This window comes from Rhizobium sp. BK591 (assembly GCF_014195045.1).
Classification (GTDB): domain Bacteria; phylum Pseudomonadota; class Alphaproteobacteria; order Rhizobiales; family Rhizobiaceae; genus Rhizobium; species Rhizobium anhuiense.
Genome location: NZ_JACIAZ010000003.1, coordinates 742,430 through 758,115, shown reverse-complemented (window position 1 = coordinate 758,115; position 15,686 = coordinate 742,430). Strand labels below are relative to the sequence as shown.

Genomic DNA, 15,686 nt, shown 5'->3' with positions numbered 1-15,686 from the left:
TGTTTAAAACAAGTTTCTGGTGACGGTGTTGGGCGTTACAACCCGGATAACACATATAGCGGCGTTCTCTTGGCCAAGACGTCAGGAGCGATCACCACGCGCCAACGAGCGCGTTGCCCGAAAGCGGAACCTTTTTCAGCTTTCCGTTTTGATCGGCAACCGATATCGACGTCAGCAATTGCTTCGGCGACTTTCGAAACCAGTTCGCGGCGATCGTCGCCATATCACCGATCATCGCGTGTTTGTGCCAGGCTGCGAAACGCCGGGCAGTCGCCTCGGGTTCGGCTTGATAAAAGAAATCACCGGATTGGCCAAGATTGTTGATCGACGAAGCCATTGATGAGAGCGGACGTTGAAACATTTTCGGAGGCACCGAAAGCTCTCGGGCAGTCTCGGAAAATGCCGGAGCCATGAAATCGATAACCCAACCATCCGCCTCCACCCAGCAGTGGAAATTTTCCCCAGCGCCAGTCACATAGCCGTCTTCGCGATAGTCTGCGAACAGTATGAGCGTGCCCCCGAGATTGTAAGCAGCAAGCCCGCCCTTAGGCGTGGCTTTGATTTTGTAGTGTTGTTCGAGGATGAAAGCCCCGAAGGTGCTGAAGTACATACAGGCTGTGGCAGGGTCGGCATTTTCGTTGATGAGCAGGCTATTGATAATGCGGTAAATCCGATGGTAGTCGCTCTGCTTGATCAACATGGCCGTTCACCCACAAACTCTAAGGTTTCGCGCAATCACTAGGCGACGACGCCCGCGATGTAAACGACGCGCACCGATGTCCGTGCCGATTGGCCGGGTGGCAAGCGTGATCCGAAATCCGACCGGGCCGGGTTCGAAGCACATGTAAAACCATCAAGTCTCCCGGCAGCCCCTGCTTGCCGTGGGCCATTCTGCGAACCGCAAAAACGGTGGGAGATAATGGCGACCCCTGCAGGAATGCCAAAACTCTGAAATTATGCTGTAATTTCAATGAAAATTGTTTGATCTGAGGGGCGCCGCGCAAGTGTTGATTACCTTATGGAATTTTATAAGCTGCCCTTCATTTCCGAGAGCGGATTGAGGACGCTCCAAAGGACATCCAGCATGAGGAGCATCCGATGATCCACGAATTGCGCATCTATACATGTCTGCCGGAGAGGCTGCCGGCACTGCAACAGCGTTTCGAGACCGCAACGCTGGCGATCTGGGAACGTCTCGGCATCCGCTCACTCGGCTTCTGGACGACGATGATCGGTTCTTCCAGCAACGATCTGACCTACCTGCTCGAATGGCGGTCGCTGGCGGAGCGCGAGCAGAAATGGGCCGAGTTCATCGCCGATCGGGAGTGGCGGGAAGCGAAGGCGAAGAGCGAGGCGGATGGGCCGATCGTGGCCAACATCGTCAGTTCGCTGCTGCAGCCGACACGCTTTTACCGCGGCTTCTCCAAACCGTCGGAATAACGGCCACGTGGTCCCTCCGCGCCTTGATGCTGGCGACCACAACGAATGACGGCTGGGTGGCGGGCTCAGCGGCGGACGCGGTAGCGGATGTGCGTGGCCTCGGGTGTATCGATCACCCGAACGATCTCCAACTCGACGCGCGATGGTAAGACTTCGAACATTCGGCGGCCACCTCCGAACAAGACTGGAACCTGGTGTATTTGCAGTTCGTCGAGCACGCCAGCTTCCAGCGCCCGTTGCGCCGTATACGCGCCAAGCATCAACACGTCCCGGTCCCCGGCGACGGCCTTCGCCTGCGCCATTGCGCTCGCGATCCCGTCGCTCACGTATTTGACCAGCGGATAATTCGCGACGGATGGCCCGGGCGGCCTGTGACTGGGTACGAAGATCGCGACACCGTGATTGTCACCGCCCCAGTGATCGACCTGCTCCACGGTTCGCCGACCCGCCAGAATCGCACCTGGCGCGTTCCATTCGTCCCACAATTGTCCGACCGGTCCGGTCGGCCGGGAAAAATCCCCGTACCACTCGTGCAACCGCATAAAGTCGTCGCCGCCGGGATTGCCCACTTCATCGTTAGGCCCCGCGATATACCCGTCCAGTGACATGGACATGAAGAGCACTGATTTAGACACTGTTATCTCCTATGGTCTCTTTCCAAACTGGGGCCGTGGGAATTCGCTCCGCGGGGTGGGCTATTGATGCAAAAGCTCGTTCAGGCAAGCCGAGTGCGCGCGGACTGTCTTGATGTTCCCAAGGACGCTCGAGCGACACTGACGCCGACATCCCGAATACGGATTTTGGGTTATCGAAATTCATGCCGACCCATCCACGTCGCCGTCTTCATCGAGGTTGTGCACCGGGAGATAGGGGTGTTCTTCTCCATCCACTGGACTATGAATCTGATCGTGTCATTGCGCGTCTACGCTGTGGACGCGGGTATCGTGAAAAACAATCCCGTCCGAGATGTGAAAATGCCAAAGGCGAAGACTGAAGGCTTCAAGCCTTGGGAAGCGGCCGACGTCGAAAAGTTCTATGCCACGCACCCGGAAGGCTCGCAGGAGCGACTCGCCATGGACATGCTGCCTTTCACTGGCCTGCGCCGCTCGGACATCTTCCAGATCGGCCCGCAGCACGTCAAAGATAACATCATCGAGTACCGCGCAGGCAAGAATGACGAGTGGGTTTATATTCCTGTTCACCCAGATCTTAGAGCCATTCTCGATGCGGTGAAGAAAGAGCATCTGGCTTATCTGGTGACGCCGGTTCATGGCCGGCCATTTAAGAGCGCGGCCGCGTTCGGGAATTGGTTCGGTCAAATGTGCGCTGAGACGGGCGTGGATGGCCGGGCGCACGACCTGAGGAAAACGCTCGCCCAGCTCCTGGTCGAAAGCGGCAACAGCAACAGCAAACTCAAGGCCCGTTTTGGCTGGAGAAGCGTTTCTATGGTCAACCATTACACGCGGAAGGCCGACAAGCGGAAGCTCGCTATTTCGAGCGCTGCGAAACTGAACGAGAACAGCCTAACCCCTCAAACCAAATCCATTGAGGGGTTAACGCCTGAAAACAAAGCAAAAACAAATACTTGAAAATTGATGGCGACCCCTGCAGGAATCGAACCTGCGACAACCTGCTTAGAAGGCAGGTGCTCTATCCAGCTGAGCTAAGGGGCCGTCCGGCGGTCGCGTTCAAGGCGCGCGACCGAATGCGGCATATTTGGACGAGAAATCTCAATGCGTCCAGGGCTGCGTGCGGGTATAGCGGAAATTGTCGGGATAGGCGACCACCTGGCGGGCCGCATCCTTCGGCGCAATGACGCGATATTCGATGCCGTTGCGCTGGGCATAGGCCTCGGCGAGTTCCTGCGTTTCGAAGGTCAGCTTCACCTGCTGGCGCATGTCGCCCGAGGAGGTGTAGCCCATGATCGGATCGATCTTGCGCGGCGACTCCTGATCGAACTCAAGCACCCAGAGATGGGTCTTGGCCTTGCCGGACTGCATGGCGGTCTTGGCTGGACGATAGATCTTGGCAGACATGACTGCGGCGTCTCCGACTATGCGGGCAGCGCCCGCCTTTCATGGTCTCAATCCCCGTTGCCGGGGCTTTTGCTTCATCGCTAGAGATAGCGCGAAGAGATGAATTTTGCTTATCCGCGAATCCTTGGCTTTTCAAGAAAAAAGGCGGTGCGCGACGCACGCTGCCTGCTCCATCTCATGACAAGCCGAGGCATTGGGGAAACAAGGCTATCGGCGGGCGAAGCGGCTTTGGGTCGTCTTCCCACCTGTCGATCCAGCCCTCTCTTCATGGCCGAGGGACCTCAGGCCGAATTGCGCAATGTTACCGATCGTCGCATGTTGTGATTACAAGCTGATTGCCGCAGCCGGTCCCTGGCACTATCTACGGCTCCATCGGTTTCAGTGGATTTGCACTCATGATGAAACGTTCGCCAGAGTTCAATGCCATTGCGTTAGGAGCTGGTATCACGGCTTTCTTCTACGTCGTCATCAGCTACGCCCAATATCTCGGCCTGATCGCCCATGGCTGAGGCAGCCTTGTCCTGACGTTCAATGCGCCCGGCACGGCAGACGTGCGACCCATCAAGATTTTTCTATAGCATCCACAGGGCAGGCGAGGAATCTTCGACCAGCGCTGGATTTATGGGTTGCGACGGCGAAGTGAACCGTGTATCTCCCCTGCCATTCACGGCACGGAGTGTAGCGCAGTCTGGTAGCGCATCTGGTTTGGGACCAGAGGGTCGGGAGTTCGAATCTCTCCACTCCGACCACCGCCTTTCCCATTGAAAATGTTATAGAAATTTTCCGTGGCTCGCGTGACGCCTTGAAGGGCTTTGTGAGAGCACTGTGAGAGCAACCGCCGCCGTGGGCGCAATTTTGTAAGCACTGGGCGAGGCACCATGACCACCACGGACACTGCCGCCCTCCTCGAAGACGCCGCCGATCGGATCGCAGATATCTCCCGAGCGGATCTTCAGATTGTGCTCCGTCGGGCCGCGCTGCGGCTACGCAATGCCGGTGCCGTCTCGATGGAGGATGATGTCGAGGAAGCTTTGCGCGACCTGGCCGGCGAGCTCGGCATTTCGCGCAACGACACGATCAGATTTATCGTGCGGGAGTGGATGGAGAAGAACACCTATCTGCCGGTGCACAGCCTCGATGAGGATGGCGATGTGGACGGGAATGCCTGAGCAACACTGCAGGCCGATCTGATGGTCCACGAGTTCGACCGACCGATGGAGGGCGACGGGCCCGAGATGAAGCGGCGCCAGGCGCTGCTAGAAACGATCAAGTTCCGATGGGATCAATGAAGGTTGGTGGCTTTCGTCAGCTAAGCGCTAGCCTCCTTCAAAAAGGTGGCAGCTATCTCGCCTACTCGGTATTGGGCCGTACAGGGTCCACAATCTGCCCGCTCTCCTTGAACGTCATAAGAAGCGAACGGCTCAGATGAAAGGCTTGGCCTTTTTCACGAGCTGCAGACCTATCCAGAAGCGCGTGAAATGGATTATCTATTCCGTCTCTCTCAATCGTGAGGACGTCAGGGCGGACATTTTCAAACTTCACGTGCTTGCGCTGCGTCGCCAACCAGCCCCGGAAATGTTTTCTCTGCTTCGACGCTTCGTCATCGCAAGCTGGCGTTAGGCGGGCGACAACAACCCGAAGCGGCTGGCCATCTCCGAGTCGATCAAGAGAGAGGTCTTCATCATACCTAGTGTCTAAGAAAAGATTTGCGCTAAGCGACTGCATTTCGATGGGGGCGTCCGAGCTTTTGTCGAATAGTCTTCGCCCAATTACCTCGGATGGTTTCAGAACGTCCCCAGGCTCCCAACGTGCCATGCACTACGCCCTTACAGCAGCACTAAATTCAACAAGTTGCCCCCACAGAACGTTGATGAATTCATCTCGCGGCACGTCGCTTTCCGCGACGTATGTCATCTTTAGTTCTTTCTGTCGGCTGAACGCAGACAAGCAGAGCGTGTCTCCATCAATTAAGATGCTCAGAAGGCGACCCGGAGCGTCGAAATCGATGGTGGTCATCCCGTCAATAACTTCCACTCGAGGAGAGATCGAGGTTACGGCGAACGCAAGCGAGACGATATCCCATAAGACCTCGTTTCGAGCGTCGCTGGGCAAAGTTTCATAAAACTCCGCCGCCAATTGAGCCCTACTGGAGGCATTTAATGAGGCACTTGGTTCGCTGCGAGAAACCTGCAGGAAACCGAGGGGAAGAGCCAGGTGCGGCACAGTGGGCCGCCATTGCTTTTCTACTGGAAAATGGGATGGTGCCTGAGCTGTGGCTACTGGTTGGTGCCGACCACCGCGAATCAGCCCTAACGTGAAATTTACATCGGTCGGAGAGTTTACGCCTGCAAGATATGGCCTAGCCACGATCGGCGGCTTCTGATCTTCAACGAGAGCGGGCGCAGGCGACATCGTAGATGTCACTGCCAAAGCTGTCGCCGACAGCACGGGACCAATGTTGGATCCAGATGATTTAAAAACATCAGTTATGTTCATTGCGGCAGGTTATTCTCTGAGGCAAATTTCGACTCAATCAGGTCCTTAAGTAAGGCATGAATATCGTCATGCAAGCAAGAGAAGTATTTAGTCGAGACGTCAGCTACTTCGGAGGAGCTTACTTCCAATCCCGGGGGGCCAAATTGCCACTCGACGGCAAGCATAAGAGCCAGCGTTTTGTTCCCCGCCATTGAATGCGGGGGCGATAAAGTTTGAAGGTCAGCATTGACCTGCGTCAGACGACGCTTAACGGGCGCATCGGATATTTCGTCGAAACGGCCGGTGTGGGAATGAAACAAATCTGGCGCTTCAAAGACATGCGGAGCTATGAAATCTGATCTACGAAGCAACCCGTTTACAATTCCGTCGCCCGCGTCACCGTCGTAAATGAACCTATTGAGGTATTCCAATCTGAACGCGGCGATGGGAACGACGCCCGCGGCGATGGCAATTGCCGGATCAATCATCTTTTTTGAAGCTGGCCACTCTGTCTCCCAGCCTCGATACCGTTGTAGCTGCATTGCAATCTGCTCTGGCTGCACGACAAATTGCCTTGCGAGCCGCAGGGCAACGTTTCCGTCAACATCCCGCGTGAGCGAATTGTGTTGGAAAACCATGCCCGCAATCGATGCCTGGCGAATATCCGCATTCAGTGGCTCAAACTGGAACTGAATTTGCTGTAATGGTTCCTTGACAGAGAACCCTTCATCAGAGGCCCGGCTCTCGGCGTCGCGCACTACTCTTTTTGCCACCATCGAGCTTAACGGCTCCGCAAAACGGATCGTCATCGCCGCCCCTTCGATAGCGTTCTCTTTGTGTATCATTTTCCACATGATGTACCCGTTTGTAGCGAGGGGCGTGACGCTGCCGGTGCGATGAGAATCCTTCTAGATACTTATGCCACAACGATCAATTGATAAACTGACCACCTTGTGTGAGGCGGGTTAATCAACCGCGCATACCTCCCCCATGTCTTCGGGTTCCCTGAGCCCTTTGTACGATGCATGCCGCAGCTTGCCGTCATGTGTCCAGGCCCGATATTCGATCTCGGCAACCAGCTTAGGCTTTATCCAGATCAGGTTCTTGCGCCCACCGGAATATTTGACGGCCGGGTTGGTCGCCTTGATCTTGTCCATCCTTGCGCGAAGCTTCATCGCCTCGTCTGCCTTAAAGCCCGTTCCGACCGATCCGACATAAACCAGCTCGGCACCCTTCCGAGCAGCCAGCAGAAGCGCGCCGATATTCCCGAACGCCGTGCTGGAGCGCTGATAGCCGACGATGGCGAAGCCGTCGCTCTGGATGCATTTGATCTTAAGCCAGTCGCCGAGGCGGCCGCCGCGATAGGTGCTGTTCCGGTCTTTCGCAATGATGCCTTCTAACCCGTGCTCGCAGGCGATGCGCAACAGCACGTCTCCATCAGCCTCGATCTCCTCAGATAGCCGGATGGCTTCTTCGCCTCCGGCCGGCACCAAGCCCTCGAGGAGGAGGCGCCGCGCGGTGAACTCTGTTCCGGTGAGGTCATGGCCGTCGAAATAGAGAAGATCGAACGCCATCAAGACCGCTTCGCGGGACGCCCTCTTTCCGCCGCGGCCGCCGAGAGATTGCTGAAGCTTGCCGAAATCCGACCTGCCCTGCTCATCAAACACGACCGCTTCGCCATCCAAGATCGCCGTCGAGACAGAAAGTCGTTTTGCCTCCGCGGCGATCGCCGGGAAGAGATCAGTCCAGTCGTGGCCGCCGCGCGTCAGGATCCGGACGCCAGACAGCTCGATGTGGACTGCCAGGCGGTAGCCATCCCATTTGATTTCGTAAATCCAATCATCGCCTTTCGGCGGCCGGCGCTTGAGCAGCGCAAGGCATGGCTCGACGCGCGCTGGCATCGGATTGAAGGGAAGTTGCGGCTGGGAGGGATCGCGCCGGCGGCGCGGACGGCTGCGGAGGGCCGCGTCGGCATCACCGAGCAGAGGCTGGGACGGCTTGCGAGGCGGCTTGGTCATCCCGCCATGACAGCAGCCGCGCCTTAAAAAGCAATTGACCTAGATGGGTTATTGACTCCACCCGCCACGCGAACATAATAAGAACATCAGCGTGCGGCCGCCAATCTGAAAATAGTAAATGTGGAAAACGGATATGCGAGAGCAGCCGATCGGCGAAGCCGTGGAAGACGACGAGCGTGCGCAGGTGATCGCCTATCACAGGGGTGACACACACGCCGCAATTGACACCCTGCTAGCGGACATTCGCCACCTACGCCGGCAACTGGCATTGACAGAGGGCGCAATGGGCAGTGGGATGACCCGCGGCTGGCGACCGAGCTACCATCGAGAGTGAAATGTCCGAGATTGATTATCAGACACTGCGGCTCGGATGGCCTCTCCTTCCGGGTAAACTGAAGACCAGGTTACACTATGCATGACCGCCCCCAACCACAGACCGTTCCGTTCGAAACAGCGCTGAGCGATTGGTGGCGGTCGCAGCCGCAGTCTTTCCGCGACAGCGTCAGTCTTTCGGCCGCGCGCGCTTGCTTTCGTGCAGGATACACGGCAGGCAAGCAAACGACCGAACGGCGCTTCGTGTTCAAGGCCGGCCGCATGCGCATCACTGTCTGGGCAACCGGCATCGTGGAAGCAAAGAAGATAGCCGAAGTTGAGGCCGATTTCCGGGCGGCCAAAAAGGGTTGGCCCATTCCCAAAGCGGGCTGGCAATTCCAGGAGGAGAAATGAGCGATACCGACAGGCCGACCCTGACGAAGGCGCCGGAAATGTATGTCCATTATTGCGAACAGGGAGGTTGCACGGAATGGGGAAGCTGGGGAAACAGCCCTTCCCCAACCGCTCCGACGCGCTGGTGGTGCTTCGAGCACTTCCCGCATAAATCTTACGAACAGGAACAGGCGCTCAGGCGGAAGCTCAATCCGGCCGGGCTTTGATAGCGCCTTTGCTCGACACTACTTCCAGGAGTTTTTGCCAATATTCTCTTTTCCGTTCAACACGGTGACGGACTTAGGACCTGTTTTATTCCAGGTCTCACATACCTCTTTCCCAGCGTCCCTTCCGCCCTTCCAAGTGCGGCAGAACTTGTTGCCAGAAATGTGCCACACGCCGTCAATGGTGATCACGTCTCCGGAATCAAGCTTAACGGAACCATGTGCGGTGCCGTCCTTGAGTACCGAAAGCTCGCCGCTGTAGCCTTCCTTTGGGCCGCCCAGCACAATCACTTTTCCGTCTGACAGCAGAGCTTGAAGCTCTTTTCCAGTCATTGCGGTAGCAGCAATAGCTTGCGTTCCAAGAAACAATATAGATAGCCCGGCTATTAGAATTCTGCGCATGCGCCGCTCTCTCCGATATTTGACAATCACCAATTCCATCAATTCATATGAACTACAAGTTAGCAGCTGTCACGTCCCAATTTTATGGCCGCCACATCTATACTAAGACAGTAGCGTTTTCCCGCGAGAGATATCAAATGGGAGGTGTTGCATATAGCAGCACTACTTTCGGCAAGCCAACTTAGATTCCGCGCCAGCGGAACCGGTCGCGAGGCAGTTGGAGGCCGCCCGGCGCCAATACGACGTTAGCCAACAAAAGACCCCCTTTTCTAACCCCCGGTCCAGCGGGGCTTTCTTCTCCATTTTCGTGAAAATTCACTTTGTCACAACTAGAAATTACTCGACATTTGTGCGGAAGCGTACGGAACTTTTGTCAACGCTTTTGCTATCGTTGGCATTCGCCTAAACGAGAAAGACCGCCCGCGGGGGCGGTGTTTCCATTTCTGGGTCAACAAAAAGCTTCGGTCAGCCAGCGGCCTTGATGCTCGTGTTGCAAAGGCTCCAATAGCCGCCGCCCTTCTGGATCCACTTCAGATCGCCGAGCGTGCCGGCATCCTTGGCGGCATGGTAAGCGTCAACACAGGTGTGCAGGCGGGCCTTGCCGGGCGTTTCACTCGAATATTTCTTGTCGATCGCCTTCGGGAATTTCACGTTCTTCGGCGCCGCGGTCGTTGGCTTTGCCGGTTCCTTCTCGGTCGTGGCGGTGACATCTGCTTCGTCGGCCTTATCGGCAGCGGCAGCATCGGCGCCACAGAACTTTGCGCGGAAATCATTCCACTTCAAGTCCTTGGCGGAGCCGTCGGCTTTGGCGGCCTGATACTTTGTGCTGCATTCCTTCATCGTCAACGCATGCGCCGGCGATGACATGAGGAAAGCGGCTACCAGCGAGCCGGCAGCGGAGAGAAGAAGTTTGTGCGAGGTGCTATATGACTTGGTCGATGCAACGAAAACCATGACACTCTCCTTGGTTCATTTACGGCGCAACGGTGACGCCCAGCGAGTGAACTACAGATGAACAAAGGCCCCTGCGCATTGGTGCCCCAGCCGCCCCGGCCGCCGATTAACAACTACCGAATGATCGGTGCTAGCTCGCCAACCATATGGGGCGACTTAGAAGCTGGGGCACGGGTGGCTTGACGCGTTGACACCTTAAGCCGCGGCCACCCCCGGCCGCTCGACGGACTTGTTCAAAAGTCGTCGCACCCGTGCCCTGAGCCCAACACGCAAGGGCTTCAGGTCCACCAAATCCCTTGGTCTGGACACAGGTACGCTACTAGGACTTCATACGTTGGCATTGCGCTGGATCAAGGCGACGCCTCCCGTGGTAACCAGCGCCAAATCCTTCCACTCAAGTCGAATTTAGTCAATTAGCGCCATTGTCGCAGTGATCAACAATGCGTCGACCTGGAACAAAAGGCGCCGCCGATCGTAATAGCATTGGGCCGTGCGGAGGTGTGTATTTAGAACAGCATGCACTTCGATACTCTGTGCGGCCCACCTCAATCTTAACCAATTTGTTCGGAACCGTAAGGAACTTTTCCGGCTATCTGCGGTTAGGCCACACGGATCGCACAGGCGCCCCATGGTGGGGCGGTCCGCTTCCCTCTTTCTTCCTGTGCGGTCCCGTACTCTCCAGCCCCACTTGCCCCGCTTGGCGGGGCTCCTTTTTGATCCCTGGCGAGCAAAGCTGCGGTGCGGAAGTGCCTTGCCCGCATGCTAGACATGTTTGAAACCGGCGCTAAATTTTGCTTCGATTCGGGGGCCGCCACCTTGGAGGATGGGATGTTCGTGAAGTTGACCGACGGCACGATAACGCGCTGGATCAATATGGACGCTGTTATCCAGATGCGGTTCGATGACGACAAACATCAAACGGAACTATTCTTGCTTAGAGAGAACGCCGGGCCAATTTTTGTTGATGAGCCTCCGGAAGAAGTGCGAACGCTGATGGACGTTGAACTCGAGCGGCTATGCCAAATTGCAAAATGGACCACAGGCGGGCCAATGGGATGATCGTTGCAAGACGATGGGAACGGAGAAGTGATCCAAACTGATGCGATGGCGGCCTACGAGGATCGACGACACCACGCCGCGCCTGAGGAAATGCGTTTGCGGCGGTAGCCCGAAAGTGGACTACGACACCGCCGCCCGGGTCTCGTGCCAGAGGTGCGGAGCGAACGTCACGGCCGAAACGGCGCCGTATTTCCGCGACGTGGCCACGCAACGAGAACACGAAGCTTGGCGGGCGGCGACCATATGGAACGAAATGAGCAATGATCCTCTAGGCCTCACGGGCAACCGTCGACGATTCAAGCCCTGAGTTGTCATCGGCGCTGGATGAACGTAAGACCAACAACGACCACAAATCCAGGCCACGCTTCCGAGGGAATAAAGATGAGTAAAGGCATAGAGACCAGCGAGTTGATCGCACAGATTAGCGCCGCCAACACGGCCATGCTTCTGGCGCTAGCGACCACTCTCGAAGAAGCCGGGGCGATGAAGATGGAACATTACGCCGTCAATATTAAGATCATGGAAGAATTCGCAAAGAAGGAAAAACGGGACCTCGCTGCCAATATCCTGTCTGCATTTGCAAATCAACTGCAGGCGAACGTCAGCAAGGGGAAAGCCTGAGACATGTGCGGAATTTTTGGCGTCGTCGGCCAACGTCTTCCCACCGATGAAGATTTCCTAACGGCGCTCAAAACGATTGAGCACCGTGGACCCGACAACCTCTCGATGCGTAGGATCGACAACGAGCTCATTTTTGGGCACGCCAGGCTATCGATCATCGACCTCTCTAATGCCAGCAACCAGCCTTTCGTTACCGACCGCAGTCACCTCGTCTACAATGGCGAGATCTATAACTACCGGGAAGTTCGAGAGGAACTGCGAAAGCTCGGATGTGTGTTCAACACCTCCGGCGATACCGAGGTCGTCGCGAGAGCGTTCGAGCAATGGGGCGATGCTTGTTTTGATAAGCTGCACGGCATGTTCGCCATTGCGCTATATGATCTGCAATCGAAAACACTGCATCTCGCGAGAGACAGGTTCGGGATCAAGCCGCTGTATGTGAGGGCCAACGAAGGTAACGTCGCATTCGCTTCTGAGGCGAAGCCATTGCTTCGCCTCGGCCGGCGCGCGATCAACGCGGCTGTCCTGCAGGAGATAATTCTCTGGGGATTCCACCTATCACAGAACTCCTTTTTTGAAGGGATTTGGCAGGTTGCTCCGGGCGAGATCGTTTCGTTCGCAGACGGAGAAGTGCGCAGGCGCCGGTGGGCCGCGGATACGACACAGTCGAAACGGTGGTGGAAGGAACTCGGAATCCAGAAGAGTCTGGAACGCTCCGTCGAAGACCATATGGTCGCGGATGTTCCCGTGGCGGTCGCCCTGTCAGGCGGTCTGGATTCAAGCGTGATCGCTGCCTTGGCAGCGAAACAGCGCGGCAATCTGGTTGCCTTTACTACGACATTCTCTGATCACGATGACGATGAGGTTGTGTACGCCAGGATGGTCGCCAAGCACTGTGGGATTGACCACCATGTCGTGCGGCTGCCATCAGGCGACCTAGAACAGATGCTTCGAACGATCGTGAATCATATGGAGGAGCCGATCGCCAATCCGAACGTGTTCCCAACCTTCGGCCTGTCGAAAGTCATTCGGGACGCTGGCTTCAAGGTAATATTGATGGGGGAAGGAAGCGACGAGATCTTCGCGGGATACCCTTGGCACCGGGCGGCTCAGGAAGTCGGCGCTGATGTTCGCAGCATGTATGAGCATTATCGGCGGCGGCGGACGCAGTCGAAGGCAGCGGGGTATCTTCAGAAGCCTTCAGCCGATGCACTTGCGAATAGGGAAAGCGAATTCGTGGAGACGTTCAGACGTCAGACCGCCGGCACTCCGCTGGATACGATGCTCGCGTTCGAGCGCGCGTATCAAATGCAGTTCTCCCAACTGCTTCGCGTCGACAAGATGATGATGGCACACGGGATCGAAGCGAGGGTTCCGTACCTCTATGCCTCCGTCCTTGATGCAGCTAACCGAATTCCGGACAATCGCAAGATCAATATCTCGCCCAAGCATCGTGGAAGGTCAGATAAGATCGCCCTTGCGCGCGTGGCTGGGAAGCTCTTGCCGGCAAAGGTCGCCAATCGCCCGAAATTCGGGAAAGGCGGAACGGTGAATCTGTGGGAGACCCCACTGATGGCGGAGATGGATGCCGTAGCCGATAAAATGCTGACATCAAGCGATTACCGCGACGCCAGGTCTCACCTTTCGGAATGGATTGATTGGAAGACCGTCAAGGGAACGCCGGCCAAGCAAATGTTCACGTTGATGTCGATGATAATGGCGACAGACTTGCACATCCTTCAATGACTAGAGGGCGGGAATCATTCCCGCCTTAGCGCTGGATCGATCAATGATCGCATTTCTGGATCAGCCATCAGTCTTTTGACCACATATCGCGAACCGGCGAATGTTAAGTGGCCATAATCCCATGCCGTCAAGTCGTCATGACGATCACCGAGCTTGGTGAGGCAGCCTTCAGCGTCACACATGGCCTGAAAGGCCGAAAAATAGCCAATCCCCATGCTACGCGCGAGATCGCGCATTTGTCCGTCGATGTTGGCAACGCTGTCATTGAGTTCGCTGCGCAACCGGCCTGGTACGGTGTGGGATGGGCTTTTGTTGAAGGCATCAAGTAAGATCTTAGGCAGCGACGGGCGCCAATGCGGGACGGGCCCGATGAGCATGATGTGATCGATGCCTGCGGCTTTTGCCGTCTCCAAGGTCGAACGTAGGTTAGCAAAATCTGGGCTACTGACGTACTTCGTCCAGTCGGCCGAGACGATCAGCAGCCGAGGCTTCAGTAAAGAAATCTGATCGAGGCCGAACTGATTGATCTCTGGACAATTGGCTCTTCCCACAGATTTGAAACCGGTAATAGGTGGGCAAGAAGCTGCATTGAACTGACCAAGCGGAAAACGACCCTCCGAGCTCGCGTCGAGCAGGCCGGGATAAAAGTGAGCCGCATGGGAGTCTCCCCATAACACAACCCCTCCCGCCGCTTGGCACTCCGGCCTGAAGTCCTGCGGTCCTTGGTCGGGCCGTAGGAAGCAGGAACCCACACGGTATCCCGCCTCATATTGGGGGTATTTGTAGTCCGCCAAAAATCGAACGATCTCGGGGAAGCGGCCAACGAAACCACCTTGGTATATCGTTAGAATGCCGGCGAACAGGACAACGAGAGATGCGGCCACAAGTGCTTGAACGTGGCCTCGGCGGGAACGCCCAAAACGAATTTTCCTCTCAAGGAATCGATAGGTTCCCCAGGCCAGCAAAAATGATGCGGACACGAGGGCGATCCGAGAAGCGAGGGACAATTCATCGCTCGCTGCTGCCCTCGCGAACGCCAACAGTGGCCAATGCCACAAATAAAGGGGGTAACTGATCAACCCAATGCCAACCGCCACCCGGTTTGAAAGGATAACGCGGTTCACCCACGCTGAAGGTCCGGCCGAGATCAGGAGGGCCGCCCCCACGGTTGGCAGAAGTGCGCGCCAACCAGGAAAGGGGGATGAACTGTCAATAAACAAAAGAGCTGCGGCGATGAAAAGGGCACCGACAAATGCCCGGATTTCATTGAGGTGGATCGAGTCGTGTCTCGGGATCACGGCCACGAATGCCCCCAGCAACAGTTCCCAGAGACGGGTATGAGGCAGGAAAAAAGCTTGGACGGGATCGTGCGGCGTTATCCAGATATTGAGCGCGATCGAAATCGCGCCCAGCGCGATGACGACGCCGGCAAAGCTAATTCGACGGCGATCTGCAAACGCAAGAAGGAGCGGCCAGAAGACATAGAACTGCTCCTCGACACCAAGCGACCAGAGGTGCAACTCAGGGAGCAACTCCGAGGAAGACGCGAAATAATCTGAGGTGAGCCAATAATAGATGTTTGCGCTGAAGCCAGCGCCAGCGGCGATCTGGGCCCCGAGAGACTTGAACTCATCGGCAGTTAACAGAAACCATCCAGCAACCCAACTGGCCGCCAATACTGTCACGAGTGCTGGGAAGATCCGGCGTATCCGCTTGGCATAGAATGTCCGCAGACTGAACCTGCCAGTTTTGATGTCTCCAAGTATGATCGAACTGATCAGGAATCCGGAGATGACAAAAAAGATATCAACGCCGACAAAACCACCTTGAAGCCACCTCTGATCTGCATGGAATAGCACGACCGAAAGGACGGCGATCGCTCGCAAACCATCGATGTCAGGTCTGTATCCGATACTAAAATGGGATTTCGCAGCCGGCTCGACCACGCCTCTCGCTATGTTCATATCCTGCCCTCGCCTGTGCGGCCGCTACCATGTAAACGAGAG

The 15,686-nt window shown here is 56.3% G+C and carries 18 protein-coding genes, 2 tRNA genes and 1 pseudogene; 10 read left to right on the top strand and 11 right to left on the bottom strand.

The annotated features are described in order from the left end of the window. Positions 1 to 91 precede the first annotated feature (91 nt). Positions 92 to 700 carry a DUF2026 family protein gene (locus FHX10_RS17045; protein ID WP_047614883.1) on the bottom strand — a complete coding sequence of 203 codons (609 nt, stop codon included), beginning with the start codon at positions 698 to 700 and terminating at the stop codon, positions 92 to 94. Positions 701 to 1,098: 398 nt separating this feature from the next. Here FHX10_RS17045 and FHX10_RS17040 point away from each other — a divergent pair, with 398 nt between their 5' ends. Beyond that, complete coding sequence (locus FHX10_RS17040; RefSeq protein WP_097544378.1) at positions 1,099 to 1,440, top strand: NIPSNAP family protein; 342 nt, start codon at positions 1,099 to 1,101, stop codon at positions 1,438 to 1,440. A 65-nt stretch (positions 1,441 to 1,505) separates the two neighbouring features. Here FHX10_RS17040 and FHX10_RS17035 read toward each other — a convergent pair whose 3' ends face one another. Together FHX10_RS17035 and FHX10_RS35180 are read right to left on the bottom strand one after the other, a co-directional pair. Then, positions 1,506 to 2,063: a dihydrofolate reductase family protein gene (locus tag FHX10_RS17035; protein WP_179867865.1), complete on the bottom strand. Its 558-nt coding sequence runs from the start codon at positions 2,061 to 2,063 to the stop codon at positions 1,506 to 1,508. 192 nt (positions 2,064 to 2,255) lie between these two features. Continuing rightward, positions 2,256 to 2,362, bottom strand: a pseudogene (locus FHX10_RS35180) (CopG family transcriptional regulator); the annotation flags it as partial. On the opposite strand from FHX10_RS35180, the gene FHX10_RS17030 reads away from it, so the two are divergent. Further along, positions 2,337 to 3,029: a tyrosine-type recombinase/integrase gene (locus FHX10_RS17030; RefSeq protein ID WP_312862868.1), complete on the top strand. Its 693-nt coding sequence runs from the start codon at positions 2,337 to 2,339 to the stop codon at positions 3,027 to 3,029. The pseudogene FHX10_RS35180 and the gene FHX10_RS17030 sit on opposite strands and share 26 nt — an antisense overlap. Positions 3,030 to 3,036: 7 nt before the next feature. Here the strand turns inward: FHX10_RS17030 and FHX10_RS17025 are convergent. Both FHX10_RS17025 and FHX10_RS17020 read right to left on the bottom strand, forming a co-directional pair. Further along, a tRNA-Arg gene (locus FHX10_RS17025) sits at positions 3,037 to 3,113 on the bottom strand. Between the two features lie 57 nt (positions 3,114 to 3,170). After that, the gene (locus tag FHX10_RS17020) at positions 3,171 to 3,476 is read right to left on the bottom strand and encodes an ETC complex I subunit (protein ID WP_047614878.1); all 306 of its coding nucleotides are present in this window, start codon (positions 3,474 to 3,476) and stop codon (positions 3,171 to 3,173) included. A 672-nt stretch (positions 3,477 to 4,148) separates the two neighbouring features. Here FHX10_RS17020 and FHX10_RS17015 point away from each other — a divergent pair. Next, a tRNA-Pro gene (locus FHX10_RS17015) sits at positions 4,149 to 4,225 on the top strand. 129 nt (positions 4,226 to 4,354) lie between these two features. Then, positions 4,355 to 4,645 (top strand): CopG family transcriptional regulator, encoded by a 291-nt coding sequence (locus tag FHX10_RS17010; protein ID WP_184389889.1) that lies wholly within the window; start codon positions 4,355 to 4,357, stop codon positions 4,643 to 4,645. A gap of 649 nt (positions 4,646 to 5,294) precedes the next feature. On the opposite strand, the gene FHX10_RS17005 is transcribed toward FHX10_RS17010, so the two are convergent. The 3 genes from FHX10_RS17005 to ligD all read right to left on the bottom strand — a co-directional run bounded on the left by FHX10_RS17005 (position 5,295) and on the right by ligD (position 7,969). Further along, positions 5,295 to 5,972, bottom strand: a complete 678-nt coding sequence (locus FHX10_RS17005) for a hypothetical protein (protein WP_184389887.1) — start codon at positions 5,970 to 5,972, stop codon at positions 5,295 to 5,297. Continuing rightward, positions 5,969 to 6,805 carry a hypothetical protein gene (locus tag FHX10_RS17000; protein WP_184389885.1) on the bottom strand — a complete coding sequence of 279 codons (837 nt, stop codon included), beginning with the start codon at positions 6,803 to 6,805 and terminating at the stop codon, positions 5,969 to 5,971. Before FHX10_RS17000 ends, FHX10_RS17005 begins: the two co-directional genes overlap by 4 nt. Before the next feature lie 111 nt (positions 6,806 to 6,916). Then, positions 6,917 to 7,969, bottom strand: a complete 1,053-nt coding sequence (gene ligD, locus FHX10_RS16995) for a non-homologous end-joining DNA ligase (RefSeq protein ID WP_184389883.1) — start codon at positions 7,967 to 7,969, stop codon at positions 6,917 to 6,919. A gap of 133 nt (positions 7,970 to 8,102) precedes the next feature. Between ligD and FHX10_RS35175 the strand changes: the two genes are divergently transcribed. The 3 genes from FHX10_RS35175 (at position 8,103) to FHX10_RS16985 (ending at position 8,901) form a co-directional block, all read left to right on the top strand. Further along, positions 8,103 to 8,303, top strand: coding sequence for a hypothetical protein (locus FHX10_RS35175; protein WP_246781243.1), 201 nt, complete (start codon positions 8,103 to 8,105; stop codon positions 8,301 to 8,303). 77 nt (positions 8,304 to 8,380) lie between these two features. Continuing rightward, positions 8,381 to 8,695, top strand: a complete 315-nt coding sequence (locus FHX10_RS16990; RefSeq protein ID WP_184389880.1) for a hypothetical protein — start codon at positions 8,381 to 8,383, stop codon at positions 8,693 to 8,695. Further along, positions 8,692 to 8,901, top strand: coding sequence for a hypothetical protein (locus tag FHX10_RS16985; RefSeq protein WP_184389878.1), 210 nt, complete (start codon positions 8,692 to 8,694; stop codon positions 8,899 to 8,901). Before FHX10_RS16990 ends, FHX10_RS16985 begins: the two co-directional genes overlap by 4 nt. Positions 8,902 to 8,919: 18 nt before the next feature. Here the strand turns inward: FHX10_RS16985 and FHX10_RS16980 are convergent, their stop codons facing one another. Further along, positions 8,920 to 9,300: a hypothetical protein gene (locus tag FHX10_RS16980; protein ID WP_184389877.1), complete on the bottom strand. Its 381-nt coding sequence runs from the start codon at positions 9,298 to 9,300 to the stop codon at positions 8,920 to 8,922. Between the two features lie 465 nt (positions 9,301 to 9,765). Next, on the bottom strand, positions 9,766 to 10,167 hold the full coding sequence (locus FHX10_RS16975; protein WP_409527295.1) for a hypothetical protein: 402 nt from the start codon (positions 10,165 to 10,167) through the stop codon (positions 9,766 to 9,768). A gap of 855 nt (positions 10,168 to 11,022) precedes the next feature. Between FHX10_RS16975 and FHX10_RS16970 the strand changes: the two genes are divergently transcribed. From FHX10_RS16970 to asnB, 3 genes are all read left to right on the top strand, one after another. Further along, entirely contained in the window at positions 11,023 to 11,313 is a 291-nt protein-coding gene (locus FHX10_RS16970) for a hypothetical protein (protein WP_246781238.1), read from the top strand. A gap of 381 nt (positions 11,314 to 11,694) precedes the next feature. Continuing rightward, positions 11,695 to 11,934, top strand: coding sequence for a hypothetical protein (locus tag FHX10_RS16965; RefSeq protein ID WP_184389871.1), 240 nt, complete (start codon positions 11,695 to 11,697; stop codon positions 11,932 to 11,934). 3 nt (positions 11,935 to 11,937) lie between these two features. Then, positions 11,938 to 13,680, top strand: coding sequence for an asparagine synthase (glutamine-hydrolyzing) (gene asnB, locus FHX10_RS16960; RefSeq protein WP_184389869.1), 1,743 nt, complete (start codon positions 11,938 to 11,940; stop codon positions 13,678 to 13,680). Between the two features lie 14 nt (positions 13,681 to 13,694). Here the strand turns inward: asnB and FHX10_RS16955 are convergent, their stop codons facing one another. Next, positions 13,695 to 15,644 (bottom strand): acyltransferase family protein, encoded by a 1,950-nt coding sequence (locus FHX10_RS16955; RefSeq protein WP_184389867.1) that lies wholly within the window; start codon positions 15,642 to 15,644, stop codon positions 13,695 to 13,697. Positions 15,645 to 15,686 lie beyond the last annotated feature (42 nt).